We start from the raw sequence: 14,173 nt of genomic DNA on the forward strand, positions 1-14,173 counted from the left end.
TCGACTCCAGTCTAGTGCGCGGCGCGATGTCTGGTGCGGCGCGGAACGGACCGGCAGGCGAGCCCGTTGGCCAGCAGCTTCATGTCCTCATGCCGGCCGCTGCGGATCAGCCGGCCGAACTCTTCGGGGGTGAAAGGAAGACTTGGATCATCATCGATCGGACGCCGCACTCGCGGGCCGAAGAACCGTCGAACCAGGCTAGCGAGCCGCCGCATGTCAATTCCCTCGCGCCAGCATCAAACCTTTCAGTCCGCACATTGTTCCTCCCGCACGATCGAGATTGCAAGAGGCCGCCAAGCGGTCCGCACCAAAAAATTTCAGGCGAGAGAATAATCTCCTCTGCCTGCACTACTCCGCGAATCCGACGTAGCGCACGAAATCGTCGTTGCCCTCGCGATCGGAACGCACGGCGTTCGCGGCAAAGTTGTCGTCGGGATAGCCCATCGCTACGCAGGTCATGATCACCTCGTCCTTCGGAATGTTCGCGACCTCGCGCACGATGTCGGAACGCATGATGCCCTGCCCGTTGATCACCGAACCGAGACCACGGTCCCAGGCCGCGAGCACGATGCCGTAGCAGAGCGCGCCCAGATCGAAATGGCAGACCGCGCCGGGATCGAGCACGCGGTCATAGGTCAAGACCAGCGAGACCGGCGCGTCGAACTGGCGGAAGCCGCGCAGCACCCAGTCCTGCCGCATCGGCTTGTCGTCGCGCGCGATTCCCATCGCGCCGAACAGTTTCTTGGCGACGTCGACTTGCCGCGTGCGGTGCACGCCTTGGTATTCGCCATGGCTGACGATGTCGCGCTTGACCTTGGCGCCGCCGACCATTTCCTCCATGTTGCGTCGGCGCAGTTGTTCCAGCGGTCCGCCTGTGAGCACGTGGACATGCCAGGGCTGGGTGTTCATCGACGACGGCGCACGTTTGGCGCTGTCGATGATCGCCTCGATCACCGCGCGCGGCACCGGCTCGTTCTTGAAGCCACGCACGCTGCGGCGCGACTGGACCAGCGTTTCGAATTCCACCTCAAGACCTCCCTGCCCGTTCATTCCCGGCATTGCCACATGCGAGCGGTTGCCGATGCGGCGCGCAAAATCTATGCTAACCCTCAACCAAGACCAAGAACCCTGTGAGGATCCCCATGAAAGCCAACATGGCCGCACCGCTCGATCCCGTCATCGCCCAGATCATTCCGCTGCTGCCGATGCGCGATCACACGACGATGACGCCACAGAGCGCCCGCGATTCCTTGCGCGCACTGGCTGCCTCGCGCGCGGCCATACCGCCGCCGCCGGTCGACATCGTCGCGGATATCAAGGTGAAAGGCGGCGCCGGCCCGCTCGACGCACGGGTCTACCGGGTCGGCACCACGCAGGCGCCGACCGTGGTGTTCTTCCATGGCGGCGGCTGGGTCGCGGGCGACCTCGAGACCCACGACCGACAGGCACGCAACCTTGCGATCGAGACCGGCGCGGTCGTCGTCTCCGTCGACTATCGCCGCCCGCCCGAAACGCGCTTTCCCGGTGCGTTCGAGGACGCCTTTGCCGCGGTCAGCGACGTGTTTGGCCGCGTTGCGGAATTTGGAGGCGATGCAAAACGCCTCGGCGTTGCCGGCGACAGCGCCGGCGGCAATCTCGCAGCCACCACCGCGATCGCCTGCCGCGACGCCGGCATCAAGCTCGCGGCGCAACTCCTGGTCTACCCCGTGACCGACGTCCTCGGGAGTTATGCGGACGCGCGCGAGAACGCACGCTTTCCCTCGCGCGCCGAGAATGCCGAAAGCTACTTTCTCTCACGCGCGGTGATGGAGTGGTTCTGCGGCCATTATCTCGCCGATCCCTCGCACGCCACCGACTGGCGCGTTTCACCGCTGCGCGCGAAGTCGCTTGCCGGCGTCGCGCCCGCGATCGTCACCACCGCCTGGTTCGATCCCCTGCGCGACGAAGGTGCCGCCTATGCACGCGCGCTGGAAGCCGCCGGTGTGCCGGTGAAGCATCATGAGGGCCCCGGCCTGATCCACGGCTATTTCGGCCTCGGCGACGCCTCCGAGGTGGCGCGGTCCGAAGCGCGGCGTGCACGGGCGGACTTCAAGGCGCTTCTCGCGCGGGGCGTATGATGTCGGGAGCGGCAGGATCGACCGCCGCGCCGGCCAGCGGTCAGACCTTGGCAGCAGGCACCTCGAAGAAACCCGTCGCCTGAACGAGCCGGCCGTCGTCGCCGAAGCGGCCGAAGCTCTCGCCCGTGACGAACACGTCACCGGCGCCGTCATACATCGTCCAGCGAAAAAGCCCCTGATCATGGTGCTCGAGGAAGCTGTCATTGCTGAAATGCGCGCCAGGAAACTTGAGCTGGGTTTGACCGATGCGCGCCATCAAGGCGTCACGTCCCTCAATCTGCGAGCCCGGATCGGTATACACGCAGTCCGCGGCAACGCTTTGCTCGAGCAGCCGACGCCGCGCGTCCTCATCGATGGGTCCCCACGCCGCCTGATAGGTGTTCCAAGTCTTCAATCGCGCTTCATCGTTCATCTCGCAGAACCTCTCATGGCCCCATGCAGCTTTGTGCAAATTGACAATTATCGTTATTTTGTCAATATGGCCGACGTTCAATTCCGACCCTCGTGAGGCTCATGGCTCGTTCCGGCATTTCGAAAGAAGAGCTCGCCGTCGGGGCTGCGACGGAAGTCTTCTCCCGCTACGGCCATGCCCGCACGACGATGGGCGACATCGCCGCCAAGGCGGGAATGTCGCGGCCGGCGCTCTATTTGCTCTTCCCCGACAAGGATGCCGTGTTCGCGGCGGTGATCCAGCGAATGGACGAGCAGAAGCATCGGGAGATCAGGGCCGCCATCGCGCGCCTCGACGGCCTTCACGCCAAGCTGCTCCATGCCTGTAAATCCTGGGGATCGCATGGCTTCGACCTGATCGAGGCGCATCCCGATTCGGCAGATCTGTTCGACCTCCGTTTCCCCGCGGTTCGGAAGGTCTACGACAACTTCCAGTGTTTGGTCGCCGACCTCATCCGCGATCAGGTGAAGGCCGCTGGGATAGCGGACGAGCCGGAAGTGCTGGCGCGATGCCTGGTGTTCGGCATGCGGGGGCTGCGCGAAACCGCCCGAAGCGGCAAGGAGATGCGGCGGCTGATCGCCGTTCAGGTCACCGTGCTCGTCAGAAGCATCGATGACGGCCGTTGAGCTGCGAAGAGCCGCCTATCGGGTGCTCCGCGCCCGTTGCGCGTCGGTGTGCCCCCACGTCTGGTCCCAGTCCTGACCGGCGGCATCGACGACGCGGCCGTCGGCTTCGAAGAATTTGTTCGGCACCTGGAAGATCGCCAGGATCAGGGCGCCCTCCGGGCACCAGACGGCATGCCGGCTGCCCGCCTCGCGCCAGATGAATTCGCCGGCCTTGCAGGCGATGCCGCTGGCCGGTCCCTCGTTGTCGACGAGAGCGCCCTCGATGACATAACTCTGCTCGACGCCGACATGCTCGTGATCGGGCAGCACCGAACCCGGCGCAAAGCGCATCAAGGCCGTCATCAGACCGCTGCTGCGATCGAACAGCAGCGTCTTGGCCTCGCAGCCGGGAAAGCGCGTCTTTTGCCATTCCATCTCTTGCGGCCGAACCAGGTGAGAATGCCGGTCGGAAGCGGCATTCGGCATGTTCGCAATCAGGGTCTCCGTCACGATGCTCCCTCCGGCTAAACTCGCCCGAAGCTAGCAGGATTGCCCGGCCCGGTCAGCGAGCAGTGCAGCAGGCGGTGGGCCCTGTCGCACCCGCGCTCGGAAAATCGCTGGGAAGACCGGACGGCAGGCGCTGATCCAGCTTGATTGCGCCACGATTCCCGGCTCCAATCCGCGCGCCATTTCTGGTTTAGGGAGACAATCATGATGAAGCGGATTTTCCTGGCTGCGATCGTTGCCACTTTTGCAGCGGGTTCGGCCTTCGCGGACGACACCTGCGAAAGCAAGGCCGTCGGCAAGGACGGCAAGGCCTTGGCTGGAGCCGCCAAGAGCTCGTTCATGAAGAAGTGCAAGGCCGACGCCTGCGCGCCCAAGGCCGTCAGCGCCGAGGGCAAGCCGCTCGCCGGCGCCGCAAAGAACAGCTTCATGAAGAAGTGCGAGATGGGCGCGTAAGGCGTCGCGAACTCGCTGCATCTTTAGCGGGCAATCGCCAAACGAACACTGTCATGGCCGGGCCTGTCCCGGCCATTCGCGTTTGTGCTTCCAGTGCCGGCGTCCAGACCAAATCATCCGAAAGCCGCCACCCTAGACAGGAGCTCTCGACTGACCGATCATACGGTGCTGAGCGAACCGGGGCGCATCGACAGGGCTTTCTAGGAAAGGGACGTCAAGATGTGGCAACCTCGAGTGCGTCATCACTTCATCGCGGCAATGAGCTTGCTCTTCGCTCTGCTCATCGGACTTGAAGCCGCGAACGCGCGGGGCCCGGGACTGCCCAACGTCATGGTGCTCGCAACCGGCGGCACGATCGCCGGCAGCGGGGCGAGCAGCACCACCGTGGTCGGCTACACCGCAGCTACGGTGGGCATCGAGACCCTCCTGAATGCCGTCCCCGAACTGAAAACGGTGGCCAACGTCAAGGGCGAGCAGGTTTTCCAGATCGCCAGCGAGAACATGAATAACGACTACTGGCTCAAGCTCGCAAAACGCGTCAACACGCTGCTCGCGCAGGACGACGTCGATGGGATCGTGATCACGCACGGGACCGATACGATCGAGGAAACCAGCTATTTCCTCGACCTCGTCGTCAAGAGCAAGAAACCGGTCGTCGTCGTCGGTGCGATGCGGCCGTCGACGGCGATCAGCGCGGATGGGCCGATCAACCTCTTCAACGCGGTGATCCTCGCGGGCAGTGACGAGGCCGTCGGCAAGGGCGTGCTCGTTGCTCTCAACGATCAGATCAACGCGGCTCGCGATGTCACCAAGAACAACACCTCGACGGCGGACACCTTCCGGACACCGGAACTCGGCTTTCTCGGCTACATGCAGGGCAACAAGCCGTACTTCTATCGTCAATCGACTCGGCGGCATACGGCGGACTCCGAATTCGACGTCTCCAGCCTCGATGTCCTGCCGCAAGTCGACATCGTCTACGGCTACGCCAACATGAACCGGGTCGCGATCGACGCCTTTGTCGCCGCCGGAGCCAAGGGGATCGTGCATGCCGGCGTGGGGGACGGCAGCCTGGCTCGGCCCGCGGTCGAGCCGGCCCTCGACGAAGCCCGCAAGAAGGGGGTCGTCATCGTGCGCAGCAGCCGGGTCGGCAACGGCATCGTCGCGCGCAACGGCGAGGCCAAGGACGACGAACACGACTTCGTCGTCTCGGATACGCTCAATCCTCAAAAGGCGCGCATTCTGCTGATGCTGGCGCTGACCAAGACGACCGACACGAAAGAAATCCAGCGGATGTTCTTCACTTACTAGACCGTCCGACGTGCGGTCCCTCCACGAACTCGTCATGCCCGGGCTTGTCCCGGGCATCTACGTTCTTGTTTCCGCGTAGAAGGTCGTGGATGGCCGGGACGAGCCCGGCCATGACGGCGAGGCGGTCGCCTACTCCCGCTTGAAACGGTAGTCAAAGGCGGCGCCGAGCGGCTTGATCAGCCCGACGGTCGGCGTTGGAAAATGAATCGGCAGGATCAGCGTGTCGGTGTCGGCGACGGAAGCAAAAAACTTTCGCCGCGACACCGCCGACTGCTTCGCGTCCCAATCCGGCTTGGCCGACCAGTCCGGCTCGCGGCACTGAATCTGGTGGTGCATGAGGTCGCCGGCGACCACCGCGCGGCGCCCCTTCGAGAAGATGTTGACGCAGCAATGGCAGGGCGAATGCCCCGGCGTCGGCGTCAGCGTGACGGTGTCGTCGAGCGCGTAATCATCATCGACCAACAGCGCTTGGCCTGCCTCGACGATCGGCAGGCAATTGTCGCGAAACACGGTGCCGGGCGGGTTGCTGCCCTTGGCATGCTCGGCCTCCCAGGCCGCATATTCTCCCTTGTGGAAGACGTATTTCGCATTCGGAAACGTCGGCACCCAGCGGCCGTCGCGCAAGGTCGTATTCCAGCCGGTGTGGTCGATATGCAGATGCGTGCAGAAGACGTAGTCGATCTGCTCGAAGCCGATGCCGAGCGCGAACAGCTCGTTGCGCCAGCGCGCCTTGCCCGGAAAATCGAACGGCGGCGGATGGCCCTTGTCCTCGCCGGTGCAGGTATCCACCAGGATGGTGTAGCGCGGCGTGCGCACGACGAAGGTCTGATAGGTGATCATCATCATGCCGCGCGCGGCGTCGAACACCTCCGGCTCCATCGTCGGCAGATGGTGGTTGAACACACCCTCGTCATAAGCCGGGAAAAAATCCTGCGGCCGCCGCCACGGCCCCTCCCGCTCGATCACCGCATCGATGGTGATGTCGCCGATGCGCAGCTGCTTCATGGCTGTGTCACTCCCGCTTTTTTAAGCAGCGTAGCGAGAGCCCCTGAAACGTGCAAGCGAGCGAATGGATTGCAAATCTCTCGATCTGGTTGTAGCCCGGATGGAGCGAAAGCGTAATCCGGGAAGGTGCTCGCGTGGTTCGCTATCGGCGCAATTTCGTCCCTGGCGGGACCTTCTTCTTCACGGTGACGCTGGACGATCGACGATCGTCCGTGTTGGTCGATCATGTGGATAAGCTGCGCCACGCATTCCGAGTGGCACGCGAAGAAAGGCCGTTCACGATCGACGCGATCGTCGCCCTCCCCGATCATCTGCACATCATTATGACGCTGCCGAACAATGACGCTGATCTTTCCGGCCGATGGCGGCGGATCAAGAGCTCCTTCACGCATCAACTGCCTATTTCAGGTGTCCCCATCAGCCGCAATCGTCGGGGCGAATTCGCATTGTGGCAGCGACGTTTTTGGGAGCATACCATTCGCGACGAGACCGATTTCGAACGCTGCGCGAACTACATTCACTACAATCCGGTCAAGCACGGCCTTGTCGCGTCACCGATAGACTGGCCGCATTCGTCGCTTCACCGCTACGTCCGCGAAGGCCTGCTTCCGCTCGATTGGGGAGGATCGGGAGAGATTGTTGGTAGCTTCGGTGAACGCGAAGACTGACCCGGATTGCGCTGCGCTCCATCCGGGCTACAAGATTTCGATGGGCTACTGAACTCCTGTAGCCCGGATGGAGCGCAGCGTAATCCGTGGCCGGAGCAACCGCATCGTGCGACTGCCCGCGCGGCTCGAAACCCGGATTGCGCTTCGCTCCATCCAGGCTACCGATCCCATCTAGCTCCGCAACCCCGGCGCTTCGTGCCCTGTGCGCGCGACATATTCGGTGTAGCCGCCGCCGAACTGGTGGATGCCCTCGGGCGTCAGCTCCAGCACGCGGTTCGACAGGACGCTGAGAAAATGCCGGTCATGCGAGACGAACAGCATGGTGCCCTCGAAATCCGACAGCGCCGTGATCAGCATCTCCTTGGTGGCGAGGTCGAGATGGTTGGTCGGCTCGTCCAGCACCAGAAAGTTCGGCGGATCGAACAGCATCTTCGCCATCACCAGGCGCGCCTTCTCGCCGCCCGACAGTACGCGGCAGCGCTTCTCGACGTCGTCGCCGGAGAAGCCGAAGCAGCCGGCGAGCGCGCGCAACGAACCCTGCCCCGCGGTCGGAAACGCGTATTCGAGTGACTCGAACACCGTCTGCTCGCCGTCGAGCAAATCCATCGCATGCTGGGCGAAATAGCCCATCTTGACACTGCCGCCGACCGCCACCGTGCCCTCGTCCGGCTCGCTCGCACCCGCGACGAGCTTGAGCAGTGTCGATTTGCCGGCGCCGTTGACGCCCATCACGCACCAGCGCTCCCTGCGGCGGATCATGAAATCGAGCCCGTCATAGATGCGCTTGCTGCCGTAGCCCTTGAACACCTTTTTGAGCGCAACGACGTCCTCGCCGGAGCGCGGCGCCGGCGGGAAGTCGAATGCCACGGTCTGGCGGCGGCGCGGCGGCTCGACCCGCTCGATCTTGTCGAGCTTCTTCACCCGGCTCTGCACCTGCGCTGCATGAGAGGCGCGCGCCTTGAACCGCTCGATGAACTTGATCTCCTTGGCGAGCATCGCCTGCTGACGCTCGAACTGCGCCTGCTGCTGCTTCTCGCTCAGCGCACGCTGCTGCTCGTAGAACTCGTAATTGCCGGCGTAGGTGGTGAGCGATCCTGAATCGATCTCGACCACTTTCGAAATCACGCGGTTGATGAACTCGCGATCGTGCGAGGTCATCAGCAGCGTGCCTTCGTAATCGTGCAAGAACTTCTCCAGCCAGATCAGGCTTTCGAGATCGAGATGGTTGCTGGGCTCGTCGAGCAGCATGACGTCGGGACGCATCAAAAGGATGCGGGCGAGCGCCACGCGCATCTTCCAGCCGCCGGAGAGCTTGCCGACGTCGCCGTCCATCATCTCCTGGCTGAAGCCGAGGCCGGACAGCGCCTCGCGCGCGCGGCCGTCGAGTGCGTAGCCGTCGAGCTCTTCAAAGGCGTGCTGCACCTCGCCGTAACGCGCGATGATCTCGTCCATCTGATCGGCCTTATCAGGGTCGGCCATCGCCGTCTCGAGCTCGCGCAGCTCGGCCGCGACCGCACTCACCGGCCCCGCCCCGTCCATGACCTCGGCCACGGCGCTGCGGCCGGCCATCTCGCCGACGTCCTGGTTGAAATAGCCGATGGTGATGCCGCGATCGGTCGAGACCTGCCCCTCATCGGGCAGTTCCTCGCCGGCGATCATGCGGAATAGCGTGGTCTTGCCCGCGCCGTTCGGGCCGACGAGCCCGATCTTCTCGCCCTTGTTGAGGGCGGCGGACGCTTCGATGAACAGGATCTGGTGGCCGGCTTGCTTGCTGACGTTGTCGAGGCGGATCATGAGGTCTTTTTGGGGGATTGTTGCGTTGCAGCGTCAATAGGCCATGCGGGCCGCCAGGGGAAGCCCGGCCGGACCCGGATTCCGCCCTGTCCGCCGCCAAACTCCCGCAATTCGACCCGCAGCTTACGGCTTATAGACCTCCACGGTCTGCATCATGCCCATCTCCTCATGGTTCATCATGTGGCAGTGGAGCATGTAGACACCGGTGAAATCGATGAAGCGGGAGCGGAACACGACCACCCCGCCCTTGCGCTCCACGATCACGGAATCCCGCCATTCCGGCACCGCCAGCGCCTTGCCATTGGCCGAGATCACCTGGAACGGGTTGGTATGGATGTGGAACACGTGGTCGTCGTGCTCATGCGTGTTGACGATGGTCCACTCCTCGACCGCGCCCAACTTGACCCGTTGATCGATGCGGCTGGGGTCGAACTTCTTGCCGTCGACGAAGAACTGGAATTCCTGCCAATGGCCGGCCGCATCGGCCTCCGGCGCGGTGGCCGACAGCACCACCTTGCGGCGGTTGGTGATCTCGGAATCCTTGATGGTCGCGAGCGGCGCCGGCGGCAGGGTGCGCGGCAGCTTCATGTCCATCGGCGCGCCTGAGACCACGACCCGGGCCAGCGGTCCCACCGGCGACGGATGCCCCTGGTCGTAGGGCGCGGCATTGAAGGCGTAGGTGCCGGGGGCGCCTGCCTTCACCAGAATGTCGGCGCGCTGCCCAGGCGCGATCAGGACCTGCTTGAGCGGCTGCATGGCGCCGAGCTGGATGCCGTCATAGGCGATCGCATGCAGATCGTGCTTCTCCAGGTCGAGCAGCATGTCGTCCTGATAGGCGGCATTGAGGATGCGCCAGCGCTGCACCTCGCCTGGCCGCATCTCGATCATCGGCCGGCGCTGGCCGTTGATGGCGAGAAAGCGCGTCGCGGTCTCGGGAAACAGCGTCTCGAAATTCTCGACCATGCCGTTGGAATCGTAGACCACCTGGGTGAGCACCATGAGCCGTTCGCGAGCCGTAGCGATCTCGGGAACGTCGGCGAAATCACCCTCGATGACGACGGCGCCCACCATGCCGGAGGACATCTGGATGTCGGCGCTGCCGTGGTGATGCGGGTGATACCAGTAGGTGCCCCTGGTGTGATCGGCCGGCAGGGTGATTTCGATGTTGTAGCTGCGGCCCGGCGCCATCGAGCGCATGACGTTGTCGGAAATCCCGCTCGGGCTGGTATGCGCGCCGTGGAAATGGAAATTGGTGTTGTTGAACTGGTGCGGATGGCTGATGTCGGCCGGCAATCCATCGCGGTTCGGCGGCAAATCGTTGATCATCTTGATGCGCAGGGTTTCGCCGGGCTTCATGCGCAAGGTCGGTCCGGGGCTGCCGCCCTCATAGGATCTGACATAGAGCCTGACGCCGCCGATCTGGCGATAGGCATAGCCGACGCGCAACGTCGTGCTCAGCACGCCATTGACTGACCGCCGCACCTCGGGCTCGACCAGCGCTTGGTCCATGGCGGGAACGGGCGTTTCAGCGACCATCCCCATGCTCGGCGACATGTCCGCAGTGTGGGACGTGCCCGCATGGTCGTGCATGGCGTGCTGGGCATTTGCGGCACCTGCGAACAGCGACAACGCGCCCGCTTTGAGACCGCAATCCAGCAATTGGCGGCGCGACAGTGTCGTCGTGCCCATCGCCCTGGTGACTGAAGACGCACCGTTCGGATCCTGCTGCATTTGAATTGCGCCCCCCTGTTGCCGGACCGTCTTCCGTTCGATTCGATTCTAAAGCAAGCACGAAACCACAATTCGATCTGCGAGCGCACGACATTCAGCGGTTGTAAACCTTCTCACCCGTTCTATCGTCGCATGATGCATCGTGACGGATTCGCGCTGGCGCGCGCCTATGCCCTTCGGACATCGCATGCTGACGGCATCCCGATGTTCTCGAAATTCTGTACAAGGATATGATCATGGGGACTTCGCGACGCGAGTTCGTGAAGTGGTTGTCGGCGGGAGGCATCTCGGTCAGCCTGTCACATCTGGCGTCCGCGGCCGGTGTGCCCTTCGCAGCGCACGAGACGCTGCCTGGACGCGGCAAGTTCAATCCCGCGACAACGGGCGCCGGCCGTGTCGACGGCGTCGCCAAGGTCACCGGCGCAAAACTTTACGCCTCCGACTTCCGCGCCAACGATCTCCCCGGCTGGCCGCAGGCCACCTCGCACGCCATCCTGGTCCGCGCCAACGACGCCACGCATGTCTATACCGGGCTGGACCTCGCCCGCCTCGGCGGCGCGCTCAAGCCGTCGGTGGTGGTGACTGCCGCCGATCTCGACCGGATCGGGACACAGGTGCCGGAATTCTATGCGGGCGACCTGTTGTGTCCGATCGGCAAGACGCCGCTTTATCTGGGACAGCCGGTCGCGCTTTTGATCTTCGAGAAGTTCGACGCCTTCGACCAGGCGCGTCTGGCGCTGCGCGACGGCACGTTCGTCCAGTTCGGCGAGGAGACCGGGCCCGTCGTCGTCCCCGATTACGGGGCCTTCCGCTTCACCCGCGTGGCCGGTCCCTCACCTGACAAACCGGATGTCTATTCGCCGCTCCAGGCCGGCTGGGTCTCGCCCAAGAAGGTCCAGAGCGCGGCGCTGCCGGTGTGGTCGCCGCTCGCGAAGGACATGCCGGCGGATTACGCCAAGGCGGCGAAATATGGCGAGCAGATCCGCGGCGAGCTTGCCGCGGATGATGCCTCGATGCTGGTGCTCGACCGCGAGTTCGAGACGCAATCGGTCGACCCGATGTTCCTGGAGCCGGAATGCGGGCTCGCCTGGTACGACGGCAAGGGCGGCAATCTCGAACTGCTGCTCGGCGTCCAGTCGCCTTACGAGGCGGCGGAGTCGATCGCGCATCTGCTCGGCAAGGCCCGCGCGCCCTACAAGCCGGCGCACATCAACGCGCAGTTCGCCCATGTCGGCGGGGGCTTTGGTGGTCGCGATCACACGCCTTTTATTCTCTATGTTGCGCTTGCGGCGGTCTGCTTTCCTGGCAAGCCGGTGCGGCTGGCGCATGACCGCTACCAGCAGTTTCAGGCTGGCATCAAACGCCACGCGATCAAGATGCGCTCGCGCATCGGCATCGATCGCGCGACCGGCAAGATCAAGGGGTTCGCCGCCGATCACGTGCTCGACGGCGGCGGGCTCGCCCATTTCTCAGCCAGCGTCGCCGTCGTCGCAGCCACCGGTGCAATCGGCATCTACGACATTCCGAAGGTCGACGTCAGGACCGTCGCGGTGCACTCGCGCGGTGTGAGCGCGGGCTCAATGCGCGGCTACGGCATCCTGCAAGCCATGACGGCGCTGGAGGTCCTGATCGACGAAGCCGCGTCCGAGCTCAAACGCGATCCGATCGAATTCCGGCGGCGCAACGCGCTGCCGCAAAACGGCCGGACCATGACGGGCAATCCCTACATCGTCTCGGTGCGCACGCCCGAAATCCTCGACAAGCTCGAGAAGCACCCGATCTGGCAGCAGCGGGCGCAGTTCAAACAGACCTCATCGGATCGACTGGTCGGCACCGGCGTCGCCTGCGTGACGAAAGACTATGGCTCCGGCGCGGACGGCTCGCTCGGACGCGTGGAGCTTGGACCTGACGGCAAGATCGTCATCTATTGCGATCATGTCGAAATGGGCAACGGCATCGGGACGGCGCTGGCCAACCGGGTCGCCGGTCATCTCGGCGCCATCGCCGACGAGGTCTCGGTCGCCCGCGTCGACAGCTATGACGTGCTCGGGCTGGTCACATCAGGCGATCCCTCCACCATGGACCAGAAGACCCAGGATGCCGCGGAGAAAAATCCGCGCTGGGTGCCCGCGATCAGCTCGCCGACAAGCTCCTCGATCGGCGCGCATGTCGGCACGCATTCCGCCGCGGAAGCCGCCCGCGTGATTTTCCGCTTCGGCCTGTGGCCGGCGGCGCTCGAGCTGTGGCGCATCGCAAAGACTGATCCGCGCGCGCGGCAATGGGCCAGCGCAAGTTGGCAGAATGGCCAGCTCACAATGCCCGGCCTCGAACCGCTCGCCCTTCCCGTGCTCGCGGCAACAGCTCACGCGCGCGGCTTCGTCACCGGTGCGGTCGCGCACAGCTTCTCGCGCTGGGCGTGGTCGCGGGCACGCTTTCCGCTGTCCGGCGAGCAATACCGCGCCGACATCGACGCGCTGGCGATCCGCAAAGGCAACGGCAAGTTCGAGCGGATCAACCGCACCAGCGTCAAGTTTCCGCCGACCGACAACAACCGGATCGGCACCGCCTACACCTCGATGTGCGGCACGGTCGTTCGCGTCGAGATCGAGCGCGCAACCGGGAGCTTGCGCATCGCCAAGGCCTATAGTGTGCTCGAATGCGGCACCGCGCTCGTGGCCGAGGTGGTGATGGGCCAGGCCCAGGGCGGCTTCGCCATGGGCGTCGGCTACGCGCTGCTCGAAACCCTGCCCCCGTTCGAGGGCGGGCCGGGCAACGGCGAATGGAATCTCGGGCGCTATCTGGTCGCACGCGGCTCTGACCTGCCGCTCCGCGATCTCGAGATCGAGATGCTGAAGCCGCAAACGGCAGACGAAGCACCGAAGGGCATGGCGGAGGTCGTGATGATCCCGATCGTGCCGGCGCTGATCAACGCCATCCACGACGCCACCGGCCATCGCTTCCGCGCGCTGCCGGTCACCGCAAGCCTATTGAAGGGAGTGCTCGCGTGACGACCCTCAGCCTCACCATCAACGGCCAGAAGCACGGCCCGATGGACGTCCGCGAAGATCTCTCGATGAACGATTTTCTGCGCGAGATGCTGGGCATGACCGGCACCAAGTTCGGCTGCGGCGCCGCGCAATGCCTGAGCTGCGCCGTCATCATCGATGCGCCCGACGGCACCAGCACCACCAGCCCGACCTGCGTCGCGCCCGCCGTGAATTTCGACGGAAAGTCGATCCGCACCGTCGAGGGGCACGCGAGGGACGGCGAGCTCTCGACCCTGCAAAAGGCCTTCATCGCGCATTTCGCCTTTCAGTGCGGCTATTGCACCGCCGGCTTCCTCAATGAGGGCCAGGTCTTGCTGGAGCGCCTGTCGCGGACACCGGTCGCGCGCGAGGCGCTGGAGCAGACCATCGCGGATGCGCTCGACGGCCATCTCTGTCGCTGCACCGGCTACATCAAATATCACGAGGCGGTGCGCGACGTGATCCTCGCCGACTCGAAGCGCTACCTCATGGCCACCAAGTGACA

14 protein-coding genes are annotated in these 14,173 nt (G+C 64.2%); 7 read left to right on the plus strand and 7 right to left on the minus strand.

All coding sequences use genetic code 11. From position 1 onward, the window contains the following. Positions 1-11: 11 nt before the first annotated feature. The gene (locus AC0L3P_RS06400; protein ID WP_354213822.1) at positions 12-215 is read right to left on the minus strand and encodes a hypothetical protein; all 204 of its coding nucleotides are present in this window, start codon (positions 213-215) and stop codon (positions 12-14) included. Positions 216-348: 133 nt separating this feature from the next. Next, entirely contained in the window at positions 349-1,026 is a 678-nt protein-coding gene (locus AC0L3P_RS06405; RefSeq protein WP_473301327.1) for a nitroreductase, read from the minus strand. 128 nt (positions 1,027-1,154) lie between these two features. Here AC0L3P_RS06405 and AC0L3P_RS06410 point away from each other — a divergent pair, with 128 nt between their 5' ends. Further along, a complete protein-coding gene (locus AC0L3P_RS06410; protein WP_473301365.1) occupies positions 1,155-2,117 on the plus strand; it encodes an alpha/beta hydrolase in 963 nt (320 codons plus the stop codon). Between the two features lie 40 nt (positions 2,118-2,157). Here AC0L3P_RS06410 and AC0L3P_RS06415 read toward each other — a convergent pair whose 3' ends face one another. Beyond that, on the minus strand, positions 2,158-2,529 hold the full coding sequence (locus AC0L3P_RS06415; protein WP_275171829.1) for a nuclear transport factor 2 family protein: 372 nt from the start codon (positions 2,527-2,529) through the stop codon (positions 2,158-2,160). A gap of 101 nt (positions 2,530-2,630) precedes the next feature. Between AC0L3P_RS06415 and AC0L3P_RS06420 the strand changes: the two genes are divergently transcribed. Continuing rightward, positions 2,631-3,194, plus strand: a complete 564-nt coding sequence (locus tag AC0L3P_RS06420; RefSeq protein WP_275171828.1) for a TetR/AcrR family transcriptional regulator — start codon at positions 2,631-2,633, stop codon at positions 3,192-3,194. 15 nt (positions 3,195-3,209) lie between these two features. On the opposite strand, the gene AC0L3P_RS06425 is transcribed toward AC0L3P_RS06420, so the two are convergent. Beyond that, positions 3,210-3,659, minus strand: coding sequence for a cupin domain-containing protein (locus AC0L3P_RS06425; protein ID WP_473301366.1), 450 nt, complete (start codon positions 3,657-3,659; stop codon positions 3,210-3,212). Positions 3,660-3,884: 225 nt separating this feature from the next. Between AC0L3P_RS06425 and AC0L3P_RS06430 the strand changes: the two genes are divergently transcribed. Both AC0L3P_RS06430 and AC0L3P_RS06435 read left to right on the plus strand, forming a co-directional pair. Then, positions 3,885-4,133, plus strand: coding sequence for a hypothetical protein (locus AC0L3P_RS06430; protein ID WP_275171827.1), 249 nt, complete (start codon positions 3,885-3,887; stop codon positions 4,131-4,133). A 219-nt stretch (positions 4,134-4,352) separates the two neighbouring features. Continuing rightward, on the plus strand, positions 4,353-5,444 hold the full coding sequence (locus AC0L3P_RS06435) for a type II asparaginase (RefSeq protein WP_275171826.1): 1,092 nt from the start codon (positions 4,353-4,355) through the stop codon (positions 5,442-5,444). A gap of 129 nt (positions 5,445-5,573) precedes the next feature. Here AC0L3P_RS06435 and AC0L3P_RS06440 read toward each other — a convergent pair whose 3' ends face one another. Next, entirely contained in the window at positions 5,574-6,449 is an 876-nt protein-coding gene (locus tag AC0L3P_RS06440; protein ID WP_275171825.1) for an MBL fold metallo-hydrolase, read from the minus strand. Between the two features lie 134 nt (positions 6,450-6,583). Here AC0L3P_RS06440 and AC0L3P_RS06445 point away from each other — a divergent pair, with 134 nt between their 5' ends. After that, positions 6,584-7,117, plus strand: coding sequence for an REP-associated tyrosine transposase (locus AC0L3P_RS06445; protein WP_473301328.1), 534 nt, complete (start codon positions 6,584-6,586; stop codon positions 7,115-7,117). Positions 7,118-7,288: 171 nt separating this feature from the next. On the opposite strand, the gene AC0L3P_RS06450 is transcribed toward AC0L3P_RS06445, so the two are convergent. Together AC0L3P_RS06450 and AC0L3P_RS06455 are read right to left on the minus strand one after the other, a co-directional pair. After that, entirely contained in the window at positions 7,289-8,911 is a 1,623-nt protein-coding gene (locus tag AC0L3P_RS06450) for an ABC-F family ATP-binding cassette domain-containing protein (protein WP_473301329.1), read from the minus strand. 123 nt (positions 8,912-9,034) lie between these two features. Beyond that, complete coding sequence (locus tag AC0L3P_RS06455; RefSeq protein WP_473301330.1) at positions 9,035-10,642, minus strand: multicopper oxidase family protein; 1,608 nt, start codon at positions 10,640-10,642, stop codon at positions 9,035-9,037. 236 nt (positions 10,643-10,878) lie between these two features. Here AC0L3P_RS06455 and AC0L3P_RS06460 point away from each other — a divergent pair, with 236 nt between their 5' ends. Together AC0L3P_RS06460 and AC0L3P_RS06465 are read left to right on the plus strand one after the other, a co-directional pair. After that, positions 10,879-13,650, plus strand: a complete 2,772-nt coding sequence (locus AC0L3P_RS06460; RefSeq protein WP_473301331.1) for a xanthine dehydrogenase family protein molybdopterin-binding subunit — start codon at positions 10,879-10,881, stop codon at positions 13,648-13,650. Beyond that, the gene (locus AC0L3P_RS06465; protein ID WP_354203853.1) at positions 13,647-14,171 is read left to right on the plus strand and encodes a (2Fe-2S)-binding protein; all 525 of its coding nucleotides are present in this window, start codon (positions 13,647-13,649) and stop codon (positions 14,169-14,171) included. Before AC0L3P_RS06460 ends, AC0L3P_RS06465 begins: the two co-directional genes overlap by 4 nt. Positions 14,172-14,173: the final 2 nt, after the last annotated feature.

It is taken from the genome of Bradyrhizobium sp. WSM4874 (genome assembly GCF_055811835.1).